This window comes from Streptomyces cinerochromogenes, from assembly GCF_014648635.1.
Lineage (GTDB): Bacteria > Actinomycetota > Actinomycetes > Streptomycetales > Streptomycetaceae > Streptomyces > Streptomyces cinerochromogenes.
The window spans coordinates 148,819-172,206 of sequence record NZ_BMRM01000001.1 but is presented as its reverse complement, the minus strand read 5'-3'; the positions used below and the strand labels follow the sequence as shown (position 1 = coordinate 172,206).

Annotated in this window: 23 protein-coding genes; 13 read left to right on the top strand and 10 right to left on the bottom strand. The window is 71.0% G+C overall.

Translation table 11 applies throughout. The features are described from left to right. Positions 1-58: 58 nt before the first annotated feature. Positions 59-1,264 carry a fatty acid biosynthesis transcriptional regulator FasR gene (gene fasR / locus IEZ20_RS00755; protein ID WP_189294088.1) on the bottom strand — a complete coding sequence of 402 codons (1,206 nt, stop codon included), beginning with the start codon at positions 1,262-1,264 and terminating at the stop codon, positions 59-61. A gap of 179 nt (positions 1,265-1,443) precedes the next feature. Between fasR and IEZ20_RS00750 the strand changes: the two genes are divergently transcribed. Then, a complete protein-coding gene (locus IEZ20_RS00750; RefSeq protein WP_189294616.1) occupies positions 1,444-2,097 on the top strand; it encodes a pirin family protein in 654 nt (217 codons plus the stop codon). 86 nt (positions 2,098-2,183) lie between these two features. Here IEZ20_RS00750 and IEZ20_RS00745 read toward each other — a convergent pair whose 3' ends face one another. Both IEZ20_RS00745 and IEZ20_RS00740 read right to left on the bottom strand, forming a co-directional pair. After that, positions 2,184-3,005, bottom strand: coding sequence for a serine hydrolase domain-containing protein (locus IEZ20_RS00745; RefSeq protein ID WP_189294087.1), 822 nt, complete (start codon positions 3,003-3,005; stop codon positions 2,184-2,186). 19 nt (positions 3,006-3,024) lie between these two features. Next, positions 3,025-3,501 carry a GNAT family N-acetyltransferase gene (locus IEZ20_RS00740; protein ID WP_189294086.1) on the bottom strand — a complete coding sequence of 159 codons (477 nt, stop codon included), beginning with the start codon at positions 3,499-3,501 and terminating at the stop codon, positions 3,025-3,027. Positions 3,502-3,598: 97 nt separating this feature from the next. Here IEZ20_RS00740 and IEZ20_RS00735 point away from each other — a divergent pair, with 97 nt between their 5' ends. Then, the gene (locus IEZ20_RS00735) at positions 3,599-4,054 is read left to right on the top strand and encodes a MerR family transcriptional regulator (protein ID WP_189294085.1); all 456 of its coding nucleotides are present in this window, start codon (positions 3,599-3,601) and stop codon (positions 4,052-4,054) included. Between the two features lie 28 nt (positions 4,055-4,082). Here the strand turns inward: IEZ20_RS00735 and IEZ20_RS00730 are convergent, their stop codons facing one another. The 3 genes from IEZ20_RS00730 to IEZ20_RS00720 all read right to left on the bottom strand — a co-directional run bounded on the left by IEZ20_RS00730 (position 4,083) and on the right by IEZ20_RS00720 (position 6,946). Further along, positions 4,083-4,931 (bottom strand): DUF4429 domain-containing protein, encoded by an 849-nt coding sequence (locus IEZ20_RS00730; protein WP_189294084.1) that lies wholly within the window; start codon positions 4,929-4,931, stop codon positions 4,083-4,085. Positions 4,932-4,997: 66 nt separating this feature from the next. Continuing rightward, positions 4,998-6,215, bottom strand: a complete 1,218-nt coding sequence (locus tag IEZ20_RS00725) for an alpha/beta hydrolase (protein WP_189294083.1) — start codon at positions 6,213-6,215, stop codon at positions 4,998-5,000. A 104-nt stretch (positions 6,216-6,319) separates the two neighbouring features. After that, the gene (locus IEZ20_RS00720) at positions 6,320-6,946 is read right to left on the bottom strand and encodes a TetR family transcriptional regulator (protein ID WP_189294082.1); all 627 of its coding nucleotides are present in this window, start codon (positions 6,944-6,946) and stop codon (positions 6,320-6,322) included. 103 nt (positions 6,947-7,049) lie between these two features. On the opposite strand from IEZ20_RS00720, the gene IEZ20_RS00715 reads away from it, so the two are divergent. Continuing rightward, a complete protein-coding gene (locus tag IEZ20_RS00715; protein ID WP_189294081.1) occupies positions 7,050-8,669 on the top strand; it encodes an MFS transporter in 1,620 nt (539 codons plus the stop codon). Positions 8,670-8,884: 215 nt separating this feature from the next. After that, the gene (locus tag IEZ20_RS00710; protein WP_189294080.1) at positions 8,885-9,190 is read left to right on the top strand and encodes a small hydrophobic protein; all 306 of its coding nucleotides are present in this window, start codon (positions 8,885-8,887) and stop codon (positions 9,188-9,190) included. Here the strand turns inward: IEZ20_RS00710 and IEZ20_RS00705 are convergent. Together IEZ20_RS00705 and aceE are read right to left on the bottom strand one after the other, a co-directional pair. Further along, positions 9,144-9,998, bottom strand: a complete 855-nt coding sequence (locus IEZ20_RS00705) for a potassium channel family protein (RefSeq protein WP_189294079.1) — start codon at positions 9,996-9,998, stop codon at positions 9,144-9,146. The genes IEZ20_RS00710 and IEZ20_RS00705 overlap by 47 nt on opposite strands. 123 nt (positions 9,999-10,121) lie before the next feature. Next, positions 10,122-12,869: a pyruvate dehydrogenase (acetyl-transferring), homodimeric type gene (aceE, locus tag IEZ20_RS00700; RefSeq protein WP_189294078.1), complete on the bottom strand. Its 2,748-nt coding sequence runs from the start codon at positions 12,867-12,869 to the stop codon at positions 10,122-10,124. A gap of 382 nt (positions 12,870-13,251) precedes the next feature. On the opposite strand from aceE, the gene IEZ20_RS00695 reads away from it, so the two are divergent. The 6 genes from IEZ20_RS00695 (at position 13,252) to IEZ20_RS00670 (ending at position 17,719) form a co-directional block, all read left to right on the top strand. After that, the gene (locus IEZ20_RS00695; RefSeq protein ID WP_189294077.1) at positions 13,252-13,689 is read left to right on the top strand and encodes a DUF3052 domain-containing protein; all 438 of its coding nucleotides are present in this window, start codon (positions 13,252-13,254) and stop codon (positions 13,687-13,689) included. A 127-nt stretch (positions 13,690-13,816) separates the two neighbouring features. Continuing rightward, positions 13,817-14,275 carry a peroxiredoxin gene (locus IEZ20_RS00690; protein ID WP_189294076.1) on the top strand — a complete coding sequence of 153 codons (459 nt, stop codon included), beginning with the start codon at positions 13,817-13,819 and terminating at the stop codon, positions 14,273-14,275. Between the two features lie 137 nt (positions 14,276-14,412). Then, positions 14,413-14,988 carry a TerD family protein gene (locus tag IEZ20_RS00685; RefSeq protein ID WP_189294075.1) on the top strand — a complete coding sequence of 192 codons (576 nt, stop codon included), beginning with the start codon at positions 14,413-14,415 and terminating at the stop codon, positions 14,986-14,988. A gap of 110 nt (positions 14,989-15,098) precedes the next feature. Then, positions 15,099-15,677 (top strand): TerD family protein, encoded by a 579-nt coding sequence (locus tag IEZ20_RS00680; protein WP_189294074.1) that lies wholly within the window; start codon positions 15,099-15,101, stop codon positions 15,675-15,677. A 76-nt stretch (positions 15,678-15,753) separates the two neighbouring features. Then, complete coding sequence (locus IEZ20_RS00675) at positions 15,754-16,893, top strand: DUF475 domain-containing protein (RefSeq protein ID WP_189294073.1); 1,140 nt, start codon at positions 15,754-15,756, stop codon at positions 16,891-16,893. A gap of 88 nt (positions 16,894-16,981) precedes the next feature. After that, complete coding sequence (locus tag IEZ20_RS00670) at positions 16,982-17,719, top strand: TerD family protein (protein ID WP_189294072.1); 738 nt, start codon at positions 16,982-16,984, stop codon at positions 17,717-17,719. 16 nt (positions 17,720-17,735) lie between these two features. On the opposite strand, the gene IEZ20_RS00665 is transcribed toward IEZ20_RS00670, so the two are convergent. After that, complete coding sequence (locus IEZ20_RS00665; RefSeq protein WP_189294071.1) at positions 17,736-18,461, bottom strand: TerD family protein; 726 nt, start codon at positions 18,459-18,461, stop codon at positions 17,736-17,738. A gap of 176 nt (positions 18,462-18,637) precedes the next feature. Here IEZ20_RS00665 and IEZ20_RS00660 point away from each other — a divergent pair, with 176 nt between their 5' ends. Genes IEZ20_RS00660 through IEZ20_RS00650 form a run of 3 tightly spaced genes read left to right on the top strand, consistent with a single transcriptional unit; the run spans position 18,638 to position 23,097 of the window. Further along, positions 18,638-19,804, top strand: a complete 1,167-nt coding sequence (locus tag IEZ20_RS00660) for an HpcH/HpaI aldolase/citrate lyase family protein (RefSeq protein ID WP_189294070.1) — start codon at positions 18,638-18,640, stop codon at positions 19,802-19,804. A gap of 27 nt (positions 19,805-19,831) precedes the next feature. Then, positions 19,832-22,285, top strand: a complete 2,454-nt coding sequence (locus IEZ20_RS00655) for a phosphoribosyltransferase (RefSeq protein ID WP_189294069.1) — start codon at positions 19,832-19,834, stop codon at positions 22,283-22,285. Then, entirely contained in the window at positions 22,285-23,097 is an 813-nt protein-coding gene (locus tag IEZ20_RS00650) for an HAD family hydrolase (RefSeq protein ID WP_189294068.1), read from the top strand. The genes IEZ20_RS00655 and IEZ20_RS00650 overlap by 1 nt, the downstream gene beginning before the upstream one ends. 18 nt (positions 23,098-23,115) lie before the next feature. On the opposite strand, the gene IEZ20_RS00645 is transcribed toward IEZ20_RS00650, so the two are convergent. Beyond that, entirely contained in the window at positions 23,116-23,334 is a 219-nt protein-coding gene (locus IEZ20_RS00645) for an FmdB family zinc ribbon protein (RefSeq protein ID WP_189294067.1), read from the bottom strand. Positions 23,335-23,388 lie beyond the last annotated feature (54 nt).

Below are 23,388 nucleotides of genomic sequence, written 5' to 3'. Positions count from 1 at the left end.
CGCCCGTGGGGACAGGGACGAAGAACACGAAGGGCTTTTGTGGGCCTCCGACAAAACCCTATGCCTGGGGTTCGGCGTCGGCCAGACGCCCCAGGATGAGCGCGATCCGTAGTGTGAACGCGGATCGTACATCCGAGGGCGACCATCCGGTGACGTCTGTCACACGTCGGAGCCGGTAGCGCACGGTGTTCGGGTGAACGAAGAGCATCCTCGCCGCGCCTTCCAGGCTGCTCGCCTGCTCCAGGTAGACACTCAGGGTTTCCAGGAGCGCCGAGCCCGCCTCCTCGAGCGGTCTGTAGATCTCCTCCACCAGCTGCTCGCGGGCGCTCGGATCACCCGCTATGGCGCGCTCCGGCAGGAGGTCGTCCGCGAGCACCGGCCGCGGTGCGTCCTGCCAGGCGGAACAGGCCTTCAGCCCCGCGGCGGCGGCCTGCGCGGACCGGGTGGCGGCCAGCAGATCGGGTACGACGGGCCCCGCGACGACCGGCCCCGCGGCGAACGGCCCGATCAGCGACCTGGCGACGGCGAGCGGATGCGGGCTGCCGCCGGCGATGACGACCAGCCGGTCCCCGAGCACCCCCGTGAGCACCTGCAGCTTGGCGTGGCGCGCGGCCCGCCGGATCGCCTCGACGGTCAGCTCGCTGTCGCCGTCGGGCGCGGTCCCGAGCACCACGCACACGTGCTCCGGCGAGTTCCAGCCCAGCGCGGCGGCCCGGCTGACCGCCCCCTCGTCCGCCTCCCCGCTCAGGACGGCGTTCACGACCAGCGACTCCAGCCGCGCGTCCCAGGCACCGCGTGCCTCGGCGGCCTGGGCGTACACCTGGGCGGTGGCGAAGGCGATCTCCCGGGCGTACACCAGCAGCGCCTCGCGCAGCACGCTCTCGTCACCGGGAGCGGCCACCTCGTCGATGGCGCTCTCCATGACCTCGATGGTGGTCCGCACCATCTCCACGGTCTGCCGCAGTGTGATCGCCCGGGTCAGCTCACGCGGGGCGGTCCCGAAGACGTCCGTGGAGATCGCCTGGGGCGCGTCCGGGCGCCGGAACCACTCGGTGAAGGCCGCGATCCCCGCCTGGGCGACGAGACCGATCCAGGAACGGTTCTCCGGGGGCATGGCCCGGTACCACGGCAGGGTCTCGTCCATCCGCGCGATCGCCTGCGCGGCGAGCCTCCCGGAGGACTTCTCCAGTCGCTTCAGGGTCGCGGCATGCGCGTGGACGTGGTGGGCTGCGGGATCGCCGTGGTGGGATTCGGGTTCGGGCACGGGGACAAGACTGCCTTATCGGGACGGGCCCGTGCTCCGCCGGGGCTGTGCTTGAGACCTCGGCCGCCTCCGGGGAGCGCCCGAGCCGGTGTCGGGAGGCCGTGGGGACGGTGCGCGTCGGCGGGGCCCTCGCCCTCCCCGGAACCGGTGTGCCCGGGCGGGCTACCGTGGTGCCTGTGATCGACGTACGGCGCGCCGCCGAGCGCTACCGCGGAGGGGAGCCCGGGGCCGGGATCGACACCCGGCACGCCTTCTCCTTCGGCCCGCACTACGACCCGGACAACCTCCGCTTCGGCGCGATGATCGCGTGCAACGAGGAGCGGCTCGCCCCCGGCGCCGGCTTCGGCGAACACCCGCACAGCCACACCGAGATCGTCACCTGGGTCGTCGAGGGCGAGCTGACCCACCGCGACTCGGCCGGACACGAGACGCGGGTCCGCCCCGGGGACGTCCAGCACCTCAGCGCGGCCGCGGGCGTCCGGCACGTGGAACGCAACGACGGGCCGGTGCCGCTGACCTTCCTCCAGATGTGGCTGACACCACACGAGTCCGGCGGCGAGCCCGCGTACGCCCTTGCCCCGGACCTCGCCGACGCGACGCCCTACGCGGTGCCGGCGGCGGGGGCGGCCCTGCACGTACGGCGCCTGGGAGCCGGGGAGCGCCGTGCGGTCCCGGACGCGGCGTACCTGTACGTCCACGTGGTGCGCGGCGAGGTCCGGCTGGCGGGGGAGCACCTCGGCCCGGGGGACGCGGCGCGGATCACCGGGGCCGACGGGTTGGAGGTAGCGGCGGTGACCCCGGCGGAGCTGCTGCTGTGGGAGATGGCACCGTAGCTCCGGCCGTCGTCCGGCCGCGGTCCGGCGGGGGCCGGACGCGCGCCTCTTCCGGGCGCTGAGCGGCGGGGCCGGCCCTCAGCGCCTCAGCCCCGGAGTTCCGCCAGCACCGCGTCCGTGAACGCCGGCCACGCCTCGATCGCCCAGGGCCCGAACGCCCGGTCCGTCAGGGCGACACCGGCGGCCCCGGCATCGGGGTCGATCCACAGGAACGTACCGGACTGCCCGAAATGCCCGAACGTGCGGGGCGACGACGAACTCCCCGTCCAGTGCGGGGACTTCCCGTCACGGATCTCGAAGCCCAGCCCCCAGTCGTTCGGGTTCTGGTGGCCGTACCCCGGCAGGACGCCCTTCGTCCCGGGGTACTGCACGGTCATCGCCGCCGCCACCGTCCGCGGGTCCAGCAGCCGCGGCGCCTGCACCTCCGCCGCGAACCGCAGCAGATCCTCGACCGTCGACACCCCGTCCTTCGCCGGCGACCCCTCCAGCGACGTCGACGTCATCCCCAGCGGCTCCAGCACGGCCTGCCGCAGGTACTCGGCGAACGGAATGTCCGTCGCCTTGGCGATGTGGTCCCCGAGCTGCTCGAACCCGGCGTTGGAGTACAGCCGCCGCTCCCCGGGCGCGGCCGTCACCCGGTGCTCGTCGAAGGCCAGCCCGGAGGTGTGCGCGAGCAGGTGCCGGACCGTCGACCCGGGCGGACCGGCCGGGTCGTCCAGCTCGACCGCGCCCTCCTCGTACGCCACGAGCGCCGCGTAGGCCGCCAGCGGCTTGGTGACGGAGGCGAGGCGGAAGCGGTGCCCGACGGGACCGTGCGTCCCGAGGACGGTCCCGTCGGCTCGTACGACACCCGCCGCGGCGGTGGGGACGGGCCAGTTCTCGATCAGCGCCAGGCTCTGCAACGACATGGGTCCGAGCCTATGCGGCTCACAACAGCAGCCGCATCGACGGGTCCGGATCCCGTGTGAAGCCGAGCGAGGCGTACAGCGGCTCGGCCTCCGGCGAGGCGTTGAGCAGCACGTGCCCGGCGCCCCGGGTCCGGAACCAGCCCAGCAGCTCCTCCATGCACGCGCGCGCGTACCCGCGTCTGCGGGCGTCCGGGTCGGTCGCCACGCTGAAGACGTGCCCGACCCGGCCCCGCGGGTTCCCGGCCCTGCCGATCCGGTACTCCACCGTCCCCGCCACCAGCGAGGCCAGCGCCCCGGGCCGCCCGGGGTGTTCCACGACGAACGCGGCGAAGTCCCCTTCCTCCTCCGCGAGCCGCTCCCGCAGCGCCGGCAGCGACTGCGCGTGCCACTCGGTCGATCCGGAACCTTCCGCGCTCCACAGGGAGCCGATCATCACCTGGCGCAGGCGCAGCACTTCGGCGGCGTCCTCGGGCCGGGCCCGGCGTACAAGACTCATGGGCCGCACGCTAACCAGCCGCCCCGGGCGCCGTCCTGCCGATTTCTTACCGGACCGGCTTGCCTGGAGTGCACTCCAAGGTCATAGCGTGGGGGCCATGACGGTGATGCAGACCACGCCAGCGGCCACCGAGCGCGCCACCCCCGCCGACATCTGCTCCGCCCCGCCCCGGCGCCATCCGCGCCCCGACGGCCAGGACCGCTACACGATCAGCGAGGTGGTCGCGTTCACCGGCCTCACCGCGCACACACTGCGCTGGTACGAGCGGATCGGCCTGATGCCGCACGTCGACCGCTCGCACACCGGCCAGCGCCGCTACAGCAACCGCGACCTGGACTGGCTGGACTTCGTGACCAAGCTCCGGCTGACCGGCATGCCGGTCGCGGACATGGTCCGGTACGCGGAACTGGTCAGGCAGGGCGACCAGACCTTCGCCGAACGCCGGCACCTGCTGGAGTCGACCCGCAGGGACGTGCTGAACCGCATCGCGGAACTCCACGACACCCTCGGCGTCCTCGACCGGAAGATCAGCTTCTACGCGGCGGAGGCGTGAGCACGCCGAAGGGGCGGCGGCAGCCGCGCTAGAGCTCCGCCAGCAGCTCCGCCTTCTTCGAGGAGAACTCCTCGTCGGTGACCAGCCCCGCCTGGTGCAGCTCCCCGAGATGACGGATCCGCTCGGCGATGTCGGCCGGATCACGGCGGGACACGGCCGGGGCCACCGGCACCGGCCCCCGCGACCGCACGGCGGCCAGCACCGCCGCGGCGAACGGCAGCGACTCGTGCACCGGCCCGTACCCCAGCCCGAACACCACCGACGCCGGATCCTGGTCCGGCTGCGGGGAACGGGCGGAACCCGGATCGCGCGGCACCAGCCGCAGATGCCCCTCGAAGAGTTCCGGCGACCGCCACTCCACCCCGCTCAGCCGGGCCACCGGGAAGCTCTGGTCGCCGGCCTTCCACTTCGCCGAGGACGCCCCCGTCCAGGACCAGCGGAACTGCACCGACGTGCCGTCGAAGGACGCCTTCCCGTCGTACGCCTTGAACTGCAGCGGAGCGTCGGGCGCCGCCACCAGGTGCCGCTCGGCCGGACCGGACTCGGTCAGCAGCCCCTTCAGCTCGTCGGCGTAGTACTCGGCGAGGGTCTCCCGCTCGGCCGGCAGCACCAGCCGGTAGGGGTCCGAGCCCTCCTTCAGCTGGCCGTCGGCCGCCTCCATCAGCGGATCCGCGCCGGGACGCGGCTCCAGGCGCAGGACGACCGTGCCACGCTTGCCCGGGGCGAGGCTCACCCCCTCGACCGCGGACAGCGGAATCCGGCGCTCACCGAGCGCCTGGAACAGCTTCGGTGTGCGCATCCCCCGTTCGTAACGGATGAGCACGGAGTCGGACTCGAACTCCCAGACGGCATGAAAACCCGCCAGTACGTCACCCATGCGGCTCATCGTATGCGGCACGTGCTCCTCCGTCGCCACCCGCGCAGACCGCACTTCCTGCTGTTTCTACGCGCGTCCGGCCGTCGTCGTGCCGGACAGCCCGGACCGGCACACATCGTTCTCCCGTGCGCACGTCACCTCGTCGTACGCGCCCACGCCGATGCCGGCGAGGTTGCGCAGGCTGTCCGTGCCGGGCTGGAAGTATCCGCTGTGGCCCTGGGCGTCCCGGGCCGACAGCACCCGCGCCCCGAACGCCGAGGACACCGGGTCGGCTCCGTGGCCGAGGCCGCCCAGCTCCAGGTACGGAACGTCCCGCACCCAGTCGCTGGCGTCCCGCATGGCCCACACCCGGGCCGTGGTGCCCAGGCGGGAGGCGCTGGTGGCGCGCATCCCGGGGCTCGCGGCCACCGCTATGTCGGCGACCCGGCGCGGCATCCCGCGTGCGGCCACGCCGCAGACCACCGAGCCGTAGCTGTGACAGAACATCGACACCGGGGACCGGCCGGGCAGGGCGTGCAGCAGCGCGTTCAGCCGTACGGCGCCCTCCGCGGCGCGCAGGCCGGTGGCCGCGTCCACCCCCAGCCCGTCCGGTGAGGTGTAGTCGGCCCAGGCGATCACCGCCGTACGGGTCGCGGGGCTCGCCGCGCGCTCGGCCGCGTACAGCGCCTTGGCCATGCCGACCGGCGCGCTGTACCTGCGGTTCGTCCGCTGGAAGGTGAGCAGGTCGGTGTCGACACCGGGGACGATGACCGAGATCCGCTGGGCCTTGGCGAGGTCGCCGAAGACCTCGGCGATCCGGCCCGATCCTTCCGGGTCGAAGGCCAGGATCTGCCGGCCGGGGTCCAGCAGGGACTCGTACCGGTGCATCCGCAGGCCCGCGTCCTGCTGGCCCGCGGTGCTGAGCCGGCTGTCGTGCATGCGGGCGCGCTCCACCTTGCGGGCCTGGTCCAGCGCGATGCGGTTGGCCCGGTAGCGCAGGGCGACGGGGGCGCCGTTCATGTTGCCGACCGCGAGCGGGTAGCGGTGGGCGAGACGGTCGCGCTCGTGCGGGGTGAGCGAGGCGAAGAAGCGGGCGAGGCGCGCCGGGGCGGCCTGCGGGTCCGGCAGGTGGAGGCCGTGGATGCGGCCGTGCTCCCACTCGGTGAGCGAGGCCTGCAGCGCTGTCGACTCCCGGTGGCTGCGCAGGGCGGTCCAGCCGGTGGTCGCGAGCATCACGAACACCACGGACAGCGCCAGCAGCGCGCGCCAGACGTTCAATTGCGGGGAGGTGTCGAAGGAAGTCACTGGGAGGACACACTAGGAGAACGGGAGGGTCTCGCGGTAACCGAGTGACAGGGATCACGTTTCGTCGGTCACCGAACACGGTCTCGGTGATCTCCCCAACGATCTCAGCCGGTGCGCCAGTTTCCCGTGAGCGCCGAACCCACCTGATCGAGGTACTCCGCGGTGAGCGTGCGGATCGATTCCAGGCCGAAGTCCTCGCTCGTGCACCACCGCCGCTCCGAGACACGGATCACACCGCCGAAGACGGCCACCGCCAGCCGGGGCCGCGGGTCGGTGTCCACGTCGACGCCCTCCCGTTCGGCCAGCACGCGCGCGATGGTCTCCTCCGTCGCCGCCGACCGGCGCAGATGCGCGGCGAGCAGCGCGGGCGTGGACTCGATGGTCCGGTACATGCGCAGGTACAGCTCGACCGGGACGACCGACTCCACGGTCTCGCGGATCGTGTCCCAGCCCTCCAGGAACGCCTGGCGGAGGGCCTGCATCGGCGCCTCGTGCGCAGGGCGCGCGCGTACGGCCGCGACGAAGGCCGCCTCCGTCATCTTCTGCACCGCGAGGGCCACGTCCTCCTTTCCCGCGAAGTAGCGGAAGAAGGTGCGCTGGGAGACGTCGACGGCCTCGGCGATCTCGTCGACGGTGGTCCGCTCGTACCCCTGGCTGGTGAACAGTTCGAGAGCGGCCCTCAGCAGCGACTCCCGCGTACGCCGCTTCTTGCGCTCCCGCAGCGTCTCCATGGCCTCCCTCTCCGGTGGTGGTGTCGTGTCTGGTGGTGTCGTGTCAGTAACCGACTAGTGAACTGGTTTGTCAACTGTCAGCGGCTGTCACTAACCTGAGTGTATGACTAGTCAGACCACCATCGACGCGACGGGTCCGGGGGACAAATCACCGGCCGGCCCGTCGGGGCCGCGGCCGTCCGCCGGCCTGCGCGGCCATCCGTGGCTCACCCTCATCACCGTCGCCGTAGGGGTCATGATGGTGGCCCTCGACGGCACCATCGTGGCCATCGCCAACCCGGCCATCCGCGACGACCTGAACGCGTCCTTCGCCGACGTGCAGTGGGTCTCCAACGCCTACTTCCTCGCGCTCGCGGTCACCCTGATCACCGCGGGCAAGCTCGGTGACCGCTTCGGCCACCGGCAGACCTTCCTCATCGGTGTGACCGGCTTCGCCGCCGCCTCCGGCGCCATCGGGCTGTCCGGCAGCATCGCCGCGGTCGTCACCTTCCGGGTGTTCCAGGGCCTGTTCGGCGCGCTGCTCATGCCGGCCGCGCTCGGCGTGCTGCGGGCCACCTTCCCGGCCGAGAAGCTGAACATGGCCATCGGCGTGTGGGGCATGGTGATCGGCGCGTCCACCGCGGGCGGCCCGATCCTCGGCGGTGTCCTCGTCGAACACGTCAACTGGCAGTCGGTGTTCTTCATCAACGTGCCGGTCGGTGCCCTCGCGCTACTCCTCGGCACGCTGATCCTGCTGGACCACCGGGCCGAGAACGCCCCGCGCTCCTTCGACCTGCTCGGCATCGCCCTGCTGTCCGGCGCGATGTTCTGCCTGGTCTGGGCGCTCATCAAGGCCCCGGCCTGGGGCTGGGGCGACGGCAGGACGTGGCTGTTCATCGCCGCGTCCGCGGTTCTCTTCGCCGTCTTCTCCTTCTGGGAGACGAAGGTCGCCGAACCGCTGATCCCGCTGGGCCTGTTCCGCTCGGTCGCGCTGTCCGCGGGTGTCGTCCTGATGGTGCTGATGGCCATCGCCTTCATGGGCGGCCTGTTCTTCGTGACGTTCTACCTGCAGAACGTCCACGGGATGAGCCCGGTCAAGGCCGGTGCCCACCTGCTGCCGCTCACCGGCATGATGATCATCGGCTCGCCGATCGCCGGCACCGCGATCACCAAGCTCGGCCCGCGCATCCCGCTCGCCTTCGGCATGGCGGTGACCGCGGTCGCGCTGTACGGCATGTCGACGCTGGAGGCCGACACCGGCAGCGGTGTGATGTCCCTCTGGTTCGCCCTGCTCGGCCTCGGCCTCGCGCCGGTCATGGTCGGCGCCACCGAGGTCATCGTCGGCAACGCCCCCATGGAGCTGTCCGGCGTGGCGGGCGGTCTCCAGCAGGCGGCCATGCAGATCGGCAGCAGCCTCGGTACGGCGGTGCTGGGCGCCGTGATGGCCTCCAAGGTCGACAGCGTCCTGCCGGGCAAGTGGGCGGACGCGGGGCTGCCGAAGCTGACCCCCGAGCAGCTGGACAAGGCCTCCGAGGCGGTCCAGGTCGGCGTGGCGCCCGTGACGAAGAGCATGCCGGAGCCGGTCGCCGCGAAGATCACCACCGTCGCGCACGACACGTTCCTCTCCGGCATGAGTCTCGCCTCCCTGGTCGCGGCCGGTGTCGCGCTGGTCGCCGTCCTCGTCGCGCTGTTCACCAAGCGGGGCGCGAACGCGGACGCGGGCGCGGGCGTCGGCCACATCTGAGCGGCGGAGTTCCCCTATCAGGGTGACGCCGCTCAAGATCGCTCGCCCTCGGCGCGCGCCGCAGGTCACAGTGGGTCACGTCTTCCGCAGGGCATGGGGGCGGACGGCCGCGGCGCGCGCTGCCGGAGGGGGGCAGCGCGCGCACGTCTGTCCCGGCGGAACCGGGGTACCCGCAGTCCGAAGCCGAACTGTCCGCAGACGTCAGGGAGTTGATGATGGCAGGCTTCGGGCACGGAACGCGCGGGTACCCCCGGTCACGTGGCCGGACGTGGCAACGGACCGGGCCGGACCGTGCGACGCTCGGGATCATCGGCACGATCTGCGCGGTGGCCGGCTTCTTCGCGCTGGGCATCGTGCTGGGCCCGGTGGCGATGTTCTGCGGGTGGCAGGCGATGGGCCGCACGTGGTCGAACGACCGCGACGTCCCCGCCCTGGTGGCCCTGATCCTGGGCGCGATCGACACGCTGCTGGCCATCATCGCCCTGGCGGGCGCGGCGACCTGGGGCCACGGTCTCCTGTAGCCGACAGCTCCTCCCCGCCGAGCGGAAGACGCTCCCGCGGCGGCTGCGTGGTCGCCGACCGCGCGGCTGCCCGCCCCTCCTGCGGACGCTCGGCCAGGCGGGCCACCTCCGCCCGCAGCAGGCGGACCTCCTCGGTCAGGGCCGCGATCGCCTCCGTCTGGCGGCGTTCCTCCACGTCGTCCTTCTCGAAGCGGGAGATGAACCACGCGGCGATGTTCGCGGTGACCACACCCAGCAGGGCGATCCCCGAGAGCATGAGCCCGACCGCGATCATCCGCCCGAGCCCGGTCGTCGGCGCGTGATCGCCGTACCCGACGGTCGTCATCGTCGTGAACGACCACCACACCGCGTCACCCAGCGTCCGGATGTTCCCGTGCGGTGACTCCCGCTCCACGGACAACACCGCCAGCGAGCCGAACATCAGCAAGCCGATCACGGCCCCGACGACGTACGTGGTCAGCCGGATCTGCGGAGCCATCCGCGCGCGCCGGCCCACCAGCAGCAGCGTCGACACCAGCCGCAGCAGCCGGAGCGGTTGCAGCAGCGGCAGGACCACCGCGCACAGGTCGAGCCAGTGCCGGCGCACGAAATGCTTCCGGCGGGGGGCGAGGGCCAGCCGGACCAGGTAGTCGAGGGCGAAGGCGCCCCACACCACCCACTCCACCGCCGTGCACACGGCGGTCAGGGAGTAGCCGGCGGATGCGTCGACGATCGGCACCGCGTAGGCGACGGCGAAGGCCACCGCGAGCGCCAACAACGGCCGCTGCGTGTACCGCTCCCACCTGGTCTGCGCCGACAGTTGCTCCATGCCCGTCATCGTAAAGAAACGGTAAGCATGGCGCCCCGAAAGGGGCGCGGGGAACTGCGCGGTCAACACCCACCGACCCGCAGATACCCGCGCCCCTCTGTCGGCCGAAGCCGAGCGCAGCGGTTACGCGTCGCCGCCCGCCGCCCCCGGGTCCGCCGCCGAGACGTCGAGCAGCCGGTACCGGTCGATGGCCTGCTTCAGCGCGGAGCGGTCGACCTTGCCCTCGCGTGCCAGCTCCGTCAGTACCGCCACCACGACGGACTGCGCGTCGATGTGGAAGAAGCGGCGCGCGGCGCCCCGGGTGTCGGCGAAGCCGAAGCCGTCGGCGCCGAGGGACTGGTAGGTGCCGGGCACCCAGCGCGCGATCTGGTCCGGAACCGATCGCATCCAGTCGGACACGGCCACGAACGGACCCTCCGCGCCGCTGAGCTTCCGCGTCACGTACGGCACCCGCTGCTCCTCCTCCGGATGCAGCAGGTTGTGCTCCTCGCACTCCACGGCCTCGCGGCGCAGCTCGTTCCACGAGGTCGCGGACCACACGTCCGCCTTGACGTTCCACTCCTCGGCGAGCATCCGCTGGGCCTCGAGCGCCCAGGGGACGGCCACGCCCGAGGCCATGATCTGCGCCGGGATCGAGCCGCCGGTGCCCTCGCTGATGCGGTGGACGCCCTTGACGATGCCCTCGACGTCCACGTTCGCGGGCTCGGCCGGGTGCTGGATGGGCTCGTTGTAGACGGTGAGGTAGTAGAAGACGTCCTCGCCGTGCGGGTGCTCGGGAGAGCTGCCGTACATCCGGCGCAGGCCGTCCTGCACGATGTGCGCGATCTCGTAGGCGTACGCCGGGTCGTACGCCACGCACGCCGGGTTGGTGGACGCCAGCAGCTGGGAGTGGCCGTCCGCGTGCTGGAGGCCCTCGCCGGTCAGGGTCGTACGGCCGGCGGTCGCGCCCAGGACGAATCCGCGTGCCAGCTGGTCGGCCATCTGCCAGAACTGGTCACCCGTGCGCTGGAAACCGAACATCGAGTAGAAGACGTAGACGGGGATGAGCGGTTCGCCATGGGTGGCGTACGCCGAGCCCGCCGCGATCAGCGAGGCGGTGCAGCCCGCCTCGGAGATCCCGTCGTGCAGCATCTGGCCGGTCGGCGACTCCTTGTAGGCGAGCAGCAGCTCGCGGTCGACCGACTCGTACTGCTGGCCCAGCGGGTTGTAGATCTTCGCGCTCGGGAAGAAGGAGTCCATGCCGAACGTGCGGTACTCGTCCGGCGCGATCAGCACGAACCGCTTGCCGATCTCCTTGTCCCGCATGAGGTCCTTCAGAAGCCGCACAAAGGCCATGGTCGTCGCGATGGACTGCTGGCCCGTGCCCTTCTTCACGGTCGCGTACGCCTTGTCGTCCGGCAGGGCGAGGGGCTCGGAGCGGACGACGCGGGTCGGGACGTAACCGCCGAGGCTCTTGCGGCGGTCGTGCATGTACTGGATCTCCTCCGAGTTCCGGCCCGGGTGGTAGTACGGCGGCGGGCCGGACTCCAGCTCCTTGTCGGAGATCGGCAGGTGCAGACGGTCCCGGAAGCGCTTGAGGTCGTCGACCGTCAGCTTCTTCATCTGGTGCGTGGCGTTGCGGCCCTCGAAGTTCGGGCCCAGCGTCCAGCCCTTGATCGTCTTGGCCAGGATGACCGTCGGCTGGCCCTCGTGCTCCTTGGCCGCCTTGAACGCCGCGTAGATCTTGCGGTGGTCGTGGCCGCCGCGGCCCAGGTGCAGGATCTGGTCGTCGGTCATGTTCTCGACCATGGCGCGCAGCCGGTGGTCGTCGCCGAAGAAGTGCTCGCGGATGTACGCGCCGGTCTCGGTGGCGTACGTCTGGAACTGGCCGTCCGGCGTGATGTTCATCTTGTTGACCAGGATCCCGTCCCGGTCCTGGGCGAGCAGCGGGTCCCAGGTGCGGTCCCAGATCAGCTTGATCACGTTCCAGCCGGCACCCCGGAAGACCGACTCCAGCTCCTGGATGATCTTGCCGTTGCCGCGCACCGGGCCGTCGAGGCGCTGGAGGTTGCAGTTGACCACGAAGGTCAGGTTGTCCAGGCCCTCGCGGGCGGCCAGGGTCAGCTGGCCGAGCGACTCCGGCTCGTCCATCTCGCCGTCGCCGAGGAAGGCCCACACGTGCGACTTCGAGGTGTCGGCGATGCCGCGCGCCTGCATGTAGCGGTTCATCCGCGCCTGGTAGATCGCGCCGAGCGGGCCGAGGCCCATGGAGACCGTCGGGAACTCCCAGAAGTCGGGCATCGAGCGCGGGTGCGGGTAGCTGGACAGGCCGTCCGGGTACTTCGACTTCTCCTGGCGGAAGCCGTCGAGCTGCCGCTCGGTGAGCCGGTCGAGCAGGTACGCGCGCGCGTAGATACCGGGGGAGGCGTGGCCCTGGAAGAAGACCTGGTCGCCGCCGTCGCCCTCGTCCTTGCCGCGGAAGAAGTGGTTGAAGCCGACGTCGTAGAGCGAGGCGGAGGAGGCGAAGGTGGCGATGTGGCCGCCGACGCCGATGCCCGGGCGCTGGGCGCGCGAGACCATCACGGCCGCGTTCCAGCGGGTCGCGTTCAGGATCCGGCGCTCGATCTCCTCGTTGCCCGGGAAGAACGGCTCGCTCTTGGTGGGGATCGTGTTGACGTAGTCCGTGCTGCGCATCTCGGGCACGGCCACGCGCTTCTCGCGGGCCCGCTCGATGAGGCGCAGCATGAGATAGCGGGCCCGCTCCCGGCCGCGCTCGTCGACGGCGGCGTCCAGGGAGTCGAGCCACTCCTGGGTTTCCTCGGGATCGAAGTCAGGAACCTGACTCGGAAGGCCGCCAATGATGATCGGGTTGCGATCTGATCCGGAAGCCACGCTGTTCCTTACCTGTCAGAGGGCCAGTTCCAGCACCTGCCTACACCGTTCCCCATCGTGTACCTCGGGACGGCGTACGTCATCTGTACCGGTCAAAACGCAACGATACGCCCGGGGTGTGACGTGCTTGGCAAAGTTGTTCGAGCGACGTAACCCCGGATGATTCCGAACCGTTCAAACCGGGCACATCGGTGTGATGTGGTGGGCGGGGAACCGGGATACGCTGCCAGGAGTTGCGGCGACACGGCCGGGATCGTCACCGTTTCGACGGTCCCGACGGCCGGGTACTTGCGCGATCCGTCCCGCCCGTGTGGACTACGGCCAATGCTTCGCGCACGCGCGTGGCTGAGATACTTACCAAGACATGATCAGGAGGCAACCCGTGAGCGCGACCGCGGACCACGCGGAGGAGCGGACGAACCCTGCCGCCAGGCTGGGGTTCCAGCCCGGGCAGGTGGTCCAGGAGATCGGCTACGACGACGACGTCGATCAGGAGCTCCGTGAGGCCATCGAGGAAGCCGTCGAAGGCGACCTGATGGATGAGGACTACGACGACGTGGCCGACGCCGTTGTGCTGTGGTTCCGTGACGACGACGGCGACCTGACGGATGCCCTGGTCGATGCCACCACGTACATCGAAGAGGGCGGCTCGATCCTGCTCCTCACCCCGAAGACCGGACGTTCCGGCTACGTGGAGCCGAGCGACATCCAGGACGCCGCCAAGACGGCCGGTCTGACGGCCGCCAAGAGCGTCAGCGTGGGCAAGGACTGGAGCGGCTCGCGCCTGGCGACGCCGAAGGCGACCAAGCCCAAGAAGTGATCTGAGGCCGCCCCCGGACGGGCCGGCCCCGACTCGGCCCGTCCGCGCCGTCCCGGTGACCGCTGCGTAGGGTGGGGTCCAGCGTTTGCTGTGCTCTCACCCGATCAGCCCACCGAAGGGATGCACGATGGCGATCCAGGTCGGCGACAAGGCGCCCGACTTCGAACTGAAGGACAACCACGGCCGGAGCGTGAGGCTCTCGGACTTCCGCGGCGAGAAGAACGTGGTCCTGCTCTTCTACCCCTTCGCCTTCACCGGCGTGTGCACCGGCGAGCTGTGCGAGCTGCGCGACAACCTGCCGAAGTTCGCGGACCGCGACACCCAGCTGCTCGCCGTCTCCAACGACTCCATCCACACCCTGCGCGTCTTCGCCGAGCAGGAGGGCCTGGAATACCCCCTGCTGAGCGACTTCTGGCCGCATGGCAACGTCTCGCGCGCGTACGGCGTCTTCGACGAGGACAAGGGCTGCGCCGTCCGGGGCACCTTCATCATCGACAAGGAGGGCGTCGTGCGGTGGACCGTGGTCAACGGCCTGCCGGACGCCCGTGACCTCAACGAGTACGTGAAGGCGCTCGACACTCTGTGAGCCGTCCGGGCCGACACCTGTGACGGTTCGGTTCCAGGGTCTGCGGGGGGCGGGAACCCGTCACTAGGATCGGCACGTTGATCCCATATCCGAAGCACGACGGGGCTCCCCGCCCCTGAACACCACATGGAGGACCCGTGGGAGTCAGCCTCAGCAAGGGCGGCAACGTATCGCTGACGAAGGAGGCCCCGGGCCTGACCGCGGTCATCGTCGGCCTGGGCTGGGACGTGCGCACCACGACCGGCACGGACTTCGACCTGGACGCCAGCGCGCTGCTGCTGAACAACTCCGGCAAGGTCATCAGCGACCAGCACTTCGTCTTCTTCAACAACCTCAAGAGCCCCGACGGCTCGGTCGAGCACACCGGTGACAACCTCACCGGTGAGGGCGAGGGCGACGACGAGCAGATCAAGGTCAACCTGGCCGGTGTCCCGGCCGACGTCGACAAGATCGTGTTCCCGGTGTCGATCTACGACGCCGAGAACCGCCAGCAGTCCTTCGGCCAGGTCCGCAACGCCTTCATCCGCGTCGTGAACCAGGCCGGCGGCCAGGAGATCGCCCGGTACGACCTGAGCGAGGACGCCTCCACCGAGACCGCCATGGTCTTCGGCGAGCTGTACCGGCACGGCACCGAGTGGAAGTTCCGCGCCATCGGCCAGGGCTACGCCTCGGGTCTTCGCGGTATCGCGCAGGACTTCGGCGTCAACGTCTGACGACAGGCGTGTGAGAACCGAGAGCCCTTGAGACCGGCGCCGCTCCGTTTAGGGGCGGCGCCGGACGCGCAGGACAACCAGGGAAGCACCACCAGGGGAGGACCAGCATCATGGGCGTCACACTCGCCAAGGGGGGCAACGTCTCCCTCTCCAAGGCCGCACCGAACCTCACCAACGTCATGATCGGGCTCGGCTGGGACGCGCGGTCCACCACCGGCGCCCCCTTCGACCTGGACGCCAGCGCGCTGCTGTGCGGAGCCGGCAACCGGGTGCTGGGCGACGAGTGGTTCGTCTTCTACAACCAGCTCAAGAGCCCCGACGGCTCCGTGGAGCACACCGGTGACAACCTCACCGGCGAGGGAGAGGGCGACGACGAGTCCGTCCTGGTGGACCTGGCCAAGGTGCCGCCCCAGTGCGAGAAGATCATCTTCCCGGTCTCCATCCACATGGCGGACGAGCGCGGCCAGACCTTCGGCCAGGTCTCCAACGCCTTCATCCGCGTGGTCAACCAGGCCGACGGCCAGGAACTGGCCCGCTACGACCTCAGTGAGGACGCCTCCACCGAGACCGCGATGATCTTCGGCGAGCTGTACCGGTACCAGGGCGAGTGGAAGTTCCGTGCGGTGGGTCAGGGGTACGCGTCGGGTCTGCGGGGCATCGCTCTAGACTTCGGAGTCAACGTTTCGTAAAACTCGGTACGACTCGGGGGAGACCCTCCCCCAGACTTCGTCTGGGAGGTGCCCCCACCACACGATGGGGTAGCCAGTGCTCTTGAAAACCTTCGGCTGGTCGTTCGCGGTCACCGCGCTCGGCCTGGTCGCGGCGGCGTTCTACGGGGGGTGGACCGCCTTCGGCCTCGTGGCGATCCTGGCCATCCTGGAGATCTCGCTGTCCTTCGACAACGCGGTGGTCAACGCCGGAATCCTGAAGAAGATGAACGCCTTCTGGCAGAAGATCTTCCTCACGGTCGGCGTCCTCATCGCCGTCTTCGGCATGCGGCTGGTCTTCCCCGTCGTCATCGTCGCGATCAGCGCCAAGATGGGCCCGATCGAGGCGGTCGACCTCGCGCTCAACAACAAGGACCGCTACCAGCAGCTGGTGACCGACGCCCACCCGGCGATCGCCGCGTTCGGTGGCATGTTCCTGCTGATGATCTTCCTCGACTTCATCTTCGAGGACCGGGACATCCAGTGGCTGCGCTGGATCGAGCGGCCCCTGGCCAAGCTCGGCAAGGTCGACATGCTGTCGGTCTGCATCGCCCTGATCGTCCTGCTGATCACGTCCTTCACCTTCGCCACCCACGCCCACCAGCACGGCGGCATCCACGTCGACAAGGCGCAGACCGTCCTGATCGCCGGCATCGCCGGCCTGATCACCTACATGGTCGTCGGCGGCCTGTCCGGTTACTTCGAGGACAAGCTGGAGGAAGAGGAGGAGCGCGAGCACGAGGAGGAGGAAGAGGCCGCCCGCACCGGCAAGCAGAAGTCCGCGATCGTCCTGGCCGGCCAGGCCGCGTTCTTCATGTTCCTCTACCTGGAGGTGCTGGACGCCTCCTTCTCCTTCGACGGCGTGATCGGCGCCTTCGCCGTCACCAACGACATCGTTCTGATGGCCCTCGGCCTCGGCATCGGCGCGATGTACGTCCGGTCGCTCACGGTCTACCTGGTCCGCCAGGGCACCCTCGACGACTACGTCTACCTGGAGCACGGCGCCCACTACGCCATCGGCGCCCTCGCCGTGATCCTCATGGTCACCATCCAGTACGAGATCCACGAGGTCATCACCGGCCTGGTCGGTGTCGTCCTGATCGCCTGGTCCTTCCTCTCCTCCGTCCGCCGCAACCGCGCCCTGGCCGCGGCCGGCGCGGGCAGCGACGAGAAGGCCGAGGTCTCCTCCGGGGTGTGACACCCCGGCGGGTGAGGAACGCTCTGAGCGGGGCGGCCGACACGGTCGGCCGCCCCGCCGGCGTCACAACGGGTACCTGGGGGCGGGAATGGGTTTCTTCGACGGACTGCTGGGCGGGCGCGCCGCCGACTTCGACTCGGGCAACGCCTCGACCAACGCCATCGAACTGACCAGGCGGCACCAGACGGTGTCCCTCACCAAACAGGAGGCGGCCACCGGCAACCTGCGCGTCAACCTCTCCTGGCGGATGCGCACCTCCGACTTCGACGGGAACCAGCGGCCCAGCCTGTTCCGGCACCCCTTCAAGGCGCTGAAGCCGCCGGAGATCCTGGGGCACGGACAGAGCATGGTCGACGTCGACCTCGACCTCGGCTGCCTGTACGAGCTGGCCGACGGCACCAAGGGGGTCGTACAGCCGCTCGGCGGTTACCTCGGCGACGTCAACGCGCCGCCGTACATCAAACTGAGCGGCGACGACCGGTTCGGCTCGGGGTCCGGCGAGACCATGTACGTCAACCTCGACCACCGGGACGCCATCAAACGGCTGCTGGTCTTCGTGTACATCTACGACCAGACCCCCGCCTTCGACCGTACCCACGCCATCGTCACCCTCTACCCCAGCAACGGCCCCCGCATCGAGATAGGCCTCGACGAACGCCACCCCCAGGCCCGCTCCTGCGCCGTGGTCATGATCGAGAACGTCAAGGGCGAACTGATGGTCCGCCGCGAGGTGAAGTTCGTCTACGGCTTCCAGGGCGAACTGGACCGCCTGTACGGCTGGGGGCTGCAGTGGGGCAGGGGGTACAAGACGAAGGTGGACAGGTAGGGGCGGCTCGGGCTGACTACCGGCCGATGAACTGCGGCCCCTGCGGAGGCAGCCGGAAGTACCCGTCCCCCACCACGGCCGCCGGCGCCATCGGCTGCGGATAGCCGTACGCGGGCGGCTGCGCCGGAACCGCGGACGTCGGCTGCTCCGGAGGCAACGGCGGGGACGGCGGGGACGCGATCGGCTCCTCCTCCATCTCGGACTCGTCCACCGAGATGCCGAAGTCCGTCGCGAGCCCCTTCAGCCCGTTCGAGTAGCCCTCGCCCAGCGCCCGGAACTTCCAGCCCTCCCCGCGCCGGTACAGCTCACCGCAGATCAGCGCCGTCTCCGCGCCGGTCTCCGGCTTGATGTCGAACCGGGCCAGCGGCTCGCCCTCGGCGACCGCCGCGTCGTACAGCAGGATGCACAGCGCCGGCACCCGGTCGAAGGCGACCCCGTCCGCGGAGGCGACCAGCAGGATCCGGCCGACGCCCGGCTCCACACCGGAGAGGTCTGTCTGGATCGTGTCGGTGAGCCCCTCGGTGATCCGCTTCTTGCCGAGCCGCCACACCTTCCCGGAGGGATGCCGGGGCTGGTTGTAGAAGACGAAGTCCTCGTCGGAGCGCACACGGCCGTCGGGGCCCAGCAGCAGCGCCGACACGTCCACGTCCGGTACGCCCTGCCCGGGCGTCCAGCGCAGCACGGCGCGCACCGTGGTGGCCTCCAGCGGGACGTTCGACCCCTTCAGCATCGTGTGCGTCATGCGGTCATCCTGCCCTCTCGGTCCTGGTCACGACAATGCGGGGGGCGGCCGCGCCGACAGGGGCGGGTTACCGGAAATTCACGCCCGCGGGGAACCCTCGACATGGGTCCCTACGTACTATTACCGGCCACCCTTTGCCGAACCCACGGGTCTGACTCGTACCCTGAGGGAGTCCTATGCGTCATTTCGGGCACATCGCCCCCGAGGTGCGACAGCGCCTCTTCCATCAGGAGCCGTGCGCGTTCACCGCCGACTCCCCGGCCCGGCTGCTCTCCGCGGCCCTGGGCGCCACGCTGTACAGCCCGGCCACCCGGCCCCGGCTCGCCGACGACATCGTCAAACAGGCCGGCAACGGCGTGGTCTCGATGGTGCTGTGCCTGGAGGACTCGATCGACGACGCGGACGTCGGGCCGGGCGAGGAGAACCTGGTCCGGCAGTTCGCCGAGCTGTCCGCCCGCCCCGGCGTGGAGCCGCCCCTGCTGTTCATCCGGGTCCGCGCGCCCGAGCAGATACCGGACCTGGTCCGCCGCCTCGGCCCGGCCGTGCGCCTGCTGTCCGGGTTCGTCCTGCCCAAGTTCACCGAGGAACGCGGCATCCCCTTCCTGGAGGCCCTCACCACGGCCGAGCGGGCCTGCGGCCGGCGCCTGTTCGCCATGCCCGTCCTGGAATCCCCCGAGCTGCTCTACCGCGAGTCCCGGGTGGAGACCCTGGAGGGGATCCTCCGCGCGGTCGACAAGTACCGCGACCGCGTGCTGGCCCTCCGCCTCGGCGTGACCGACTTCTGCTCCTCCTACGGCCTGCGCCGCGCCCCCGACATGACGGCCTACGACGTCCAGATCGTCGCCTCCGTGATCGCCGACGTCGTGAACATGCTCGGCCGCGCCGACGGCACCGGCTTCACCGTCACCGGGCCCGTGTGGGAGTACTTCCGCGTGTCCGAACGCATGTTCAAGCCGCAGCTGAGGCAGAGCCCCTTCCTGGAGGTGCAGGCCGCCGAGCTGCGCGCGGAGCTGATCGAACACGCCATGGACGGACTGCTCCGGGAGATCTCCCTCGACCAGGCCAACGGCCTGCTCGGCAAGACCTGCATCCACCCCTCGCACGTCCTGCCCGTCCACGCACTCTCCGTGGTCAGCCACGAGGAGTTCAGCGACGCCCAGGACATCCTGCGGCCGGAACGCGGCGGCGGGGGTGTACTCCGGTCGGCCTACACGAACAAGATGAACGAAGTGAAACCGCACCGCGCCTGGGCGGAGCGGACCCTGCTGCGCGCCGAGGTGTTCGGCGTCGCCAACGAGGACGTCGGCTTCGTGGAACTGCTCGCCGCCGGCATACCGGGCTGAACCTTTCTCCACCTCTCCAAGGAACGCATGAACAACGCAGTGAACGACGGGGTCTGGTCCGGCAGCTGGGTCGCCGAGCGGCTCGGGGTCGGGCTCGTGGGCGACGACACGCTTCCGGCGCTGCTGGGGCTCGCGCTGCGGCGCAACCCCAGGCGGGCCCACCTGCTGGTCTCGAACGTCCTCGGCAAGCACGTGCCGCAGTCGCCGGCCGTGGTGTACGAGCACGGGTTCCGGCTGGGCCGGCGGGTGGCCGCGCTGCTCGGCGGGGCCGAGGCCGGCGATGCCGTCGTCCTCGGGTACGCGGAGACCGCGACGGGGCTGGGGCACGCGGTGGCCGACGGGCTCGGTGCGGTGCCCTACCTGCACTCCACGCGGCGGCCGGTTCCCGGGGTCGCCCCCGCGGGCGGGTTCGAGGAGTCGCACTCCCACGCGACGTCGCACCTGTTGCTTCCCGAGGATCCCGGGCTGCTGGCCGGCCGAGGCCCCCTGGTGCTGGTGGACGACGAGTTCTCCACCGGCAACACCGTGCTGAACACCATCCGTGACCTGCACCGGCGGTATCCGCGCGAGCGGTACGTGGTGGTGGCGCTGGTCGACATGCGGTCGGCCGCGGACTCCGCGCGGCTGGAGCGGTTCGCGCAGGAGACCGGGGCGCGGGTGGATCTCGTCGCCGCCGCGTCCGGGACCGTACGGCTGCCGGAGGGGGTGCTGGAGAAGGGGCAGCGGCTGGTCGCGGACCACGAGTCCGCCGGGTCCGGGACCGTGGTGGCCGCAGGGGCGCGACAGCCGGGGTCCGTCACCGAGGTCGACCTGCACTGGCCCGCCGGCCTCCCCGACGGCGGGCGGCACGGCTTCACCCCCGCCCACCGGGCCCGGCTCGAGGAGGCACTGCCCGCCATGGCCGGGCGCATACGCGACGCCCTCCCCGCCGGCGCCCGGCGCGTGCTCGTCCTCGGCTTCGAGGAGCTGATGTACGCCCCGCTGCGGCTCGCCCGCCGGCTGGAGCAGGAGGTGGACGCCGAGGTGCGGTTCTCCACCACCACCCGGTCGCCCGTCCTCGCGGTGGACGACCCGGGGTACGCCATCCGCACCCGGCTGGTCTTCCCCGCCCACGACGACCCGGCCGACGGGCCCGGCGAGCGGTACGCCTACAACGTGGCCGGCGCCGGCTTCGACACCGTCGTCGCGGTGGTGGACTCCGTCGCCGACACCCCCGCCCTGCACGCACCCGACGGTCTGCTGGCCGCCCTCGCCGCGCACGTCCCGCACGTCCTGCTCGCGGTCGTACCCTCGTACGTCCCGCACGCTCCCGAAAGGCCGGTCATGCTGCCCGAGCCCCTCCGCGGCCCCGCATTCTCCTCGTACGCGCCGGAGGAGGTCGGCTGGCTGCTCCAGGACCTGTCCGGCGTGACCCTGGAGGCGCCGACCGAGGAGCGGGAGGAGGCCATCCAGAGCGGCGGTGCGCACTACGCGGAGTCGCTGCCGGTGGAGTACCAGCCCAGCGCGCAGTACCAGGAGCTGTTCCACGCGGCGCTGGAGGCGTCGGCCGCCCGGATCGCGCAGGCCGTCGGGGTGGTGACCGAGACCGTCATCGCCGAGCGGTCGCCGCGGCCGGTGCTGGTCTCCCTGGCCCGCGCGGGCACCCCGGTCGGGATCCTGATGCGCCGGTGGGCGCAGTTCCGGCACGGTCTGGAGCTTCCGCACTACGCCGTGTCGATCGTGCGCGGCCGGGGCATCGACGCCAACGCGCTGCGCTGGCTCGCCGACCGCCACGACCCCCGGGACGTCGTCTTCGTCGACGGCTGGACCGGCAAGGGCGCGATCACCCGGGAACTCGCCCGGGCCGTCGAGGAGTTCGAGGCGGCCGAGGGCGTCACCGGGTTCGACCCGGAGATCGCCGTCCTCGCCGACCCCGGCTCCTGCGTGCGCACCTACGGCACCCGGGAGGACTTCCTCATCCCCTCCGCCTGCCTCAACTCGACGGTCTCCGGCCTGGTCTCCCGTACGGTGCTGCGGGCCGACCTGGTCGGCCCGCACGACTTCCACGGCGCCAAGTTCTACCGCGAACTGGCCGGCGCGGACGTCTCCGTGGCCTTCCTCGACGCCGTCGCCGCCCGCTTCCCGGAGGTCGCCGACGCCGTCGACGGCGCGGTCAAGGAGCTGCTGGCCGCCGACCGCACCCCGACCTGGGCGGGCTGGCGGGCGGTCGAGCGGATCAGCGAGGAGTACGGGATCCACGACGTCAACCTGGTCAAGCCGGGCGTCGGCGAGACCACCCGGGTGCTGCTGCGCCGGGTGCCGTGGAAGATCCTCGCGCGCAAGGGTGCCGGCGCCGACCTGGACCACGTGCGGCTGCTCGCCGAGCAGCGCGGGGTGCCGGTGGAGGAGGCCGACGACCTGCCGTACACCTGCGTCGGCTTGATCCACCCCCGGTACACGCGGGGCGCGACGGGTGCCGACGGCAGGGCGGTGAACGTCTGATGCCGGTGCTGGTGGCGAGCGACCTCGACCGTACGCTCATCTACTCCTCCGCGGCCCTCGCGCTGATGATGCCGGACGCACGGGCGCCCCGGCTGCTGTGTGTGGAGGTCCACGAATCGAGGCCCCTGTCCTATATGACGGAGACGGCGGCCGGTCTGCTCACCGACCTGGGGGACGCGGCCGTGTTCGTGCCGACGACGACCCGGACGCGCAAGCAGTACCAGCGCATCAACCTGCCGGGCCCGCCGCCCGCGTACGCGATCTGCGCCAACGGCGGGCACCTGCTGGTGGACGGGGTCACGGACGGCGACTGGCACGCGAGCGTGCTGGCGCGGCTCGCGGACGAGTGCGCGCCGCTGGAGGAGGTCCGCGAGCACCTGCTGCGCTCCGCGGACCCGGTGTGGGTGCGCAAGCACCGGGTCGCGGAGGACCTGTTCGCCTATCTGGTGGTGGAGCGCGAGCTGCTGCCCGAGGACTGGGTGAAGGAGCTGGCGGTGTGGGCGGAGAACCGCGGCTGGACGGTGTCCCTGCAGGGCCGCAAGATCTACGCCGTCCCGAAGCCGCTCACCAAGAGCGCGGCCGTCCGCGAGGTCGCCCGGCGCACCGGTGCGGAGCTGACCCTGGCCGCCGGCGACTCCCTGCTCGACGCCGACCTGCTCCTGGCCGCCGACCGGGGCTGGCGCCCGGGCCACGGCGAACTGGCGGACACGGGCTGGACGGCCCCGCAGATCAGCGCCCTGCCGGAGCGGGGCGTACTGGCGGGGGAGCGCATCCTGCGGGAGTTCCTGAGAGCGGCGCGGCCGCCCGCGTAGGGGGCGCCCCGTGGGCGGCTACCCGCAGCACCCGCCGCCACAGCACCCGCCCCCGCCGGCCCTCGGCGCGGGCGCGGGTGTGGCGGACGTCACGCCGCCCACGGAAACAGTCGACAAAAGCTTCACCGTGTCGTCGTGCCCCGCGGGGCACGACGCGGGGGCGGCCGACTGAGCCATCGGCCGGTTGAGTTCGAACGTGTCGCCGCAGGTCCGGCAGCGGTACTCGTAGCGAGGCATGAGCCCAGGTTAGCCGTCGAGGCCCGACCAGGGGCGTCTCAATGTTTCCTGAGT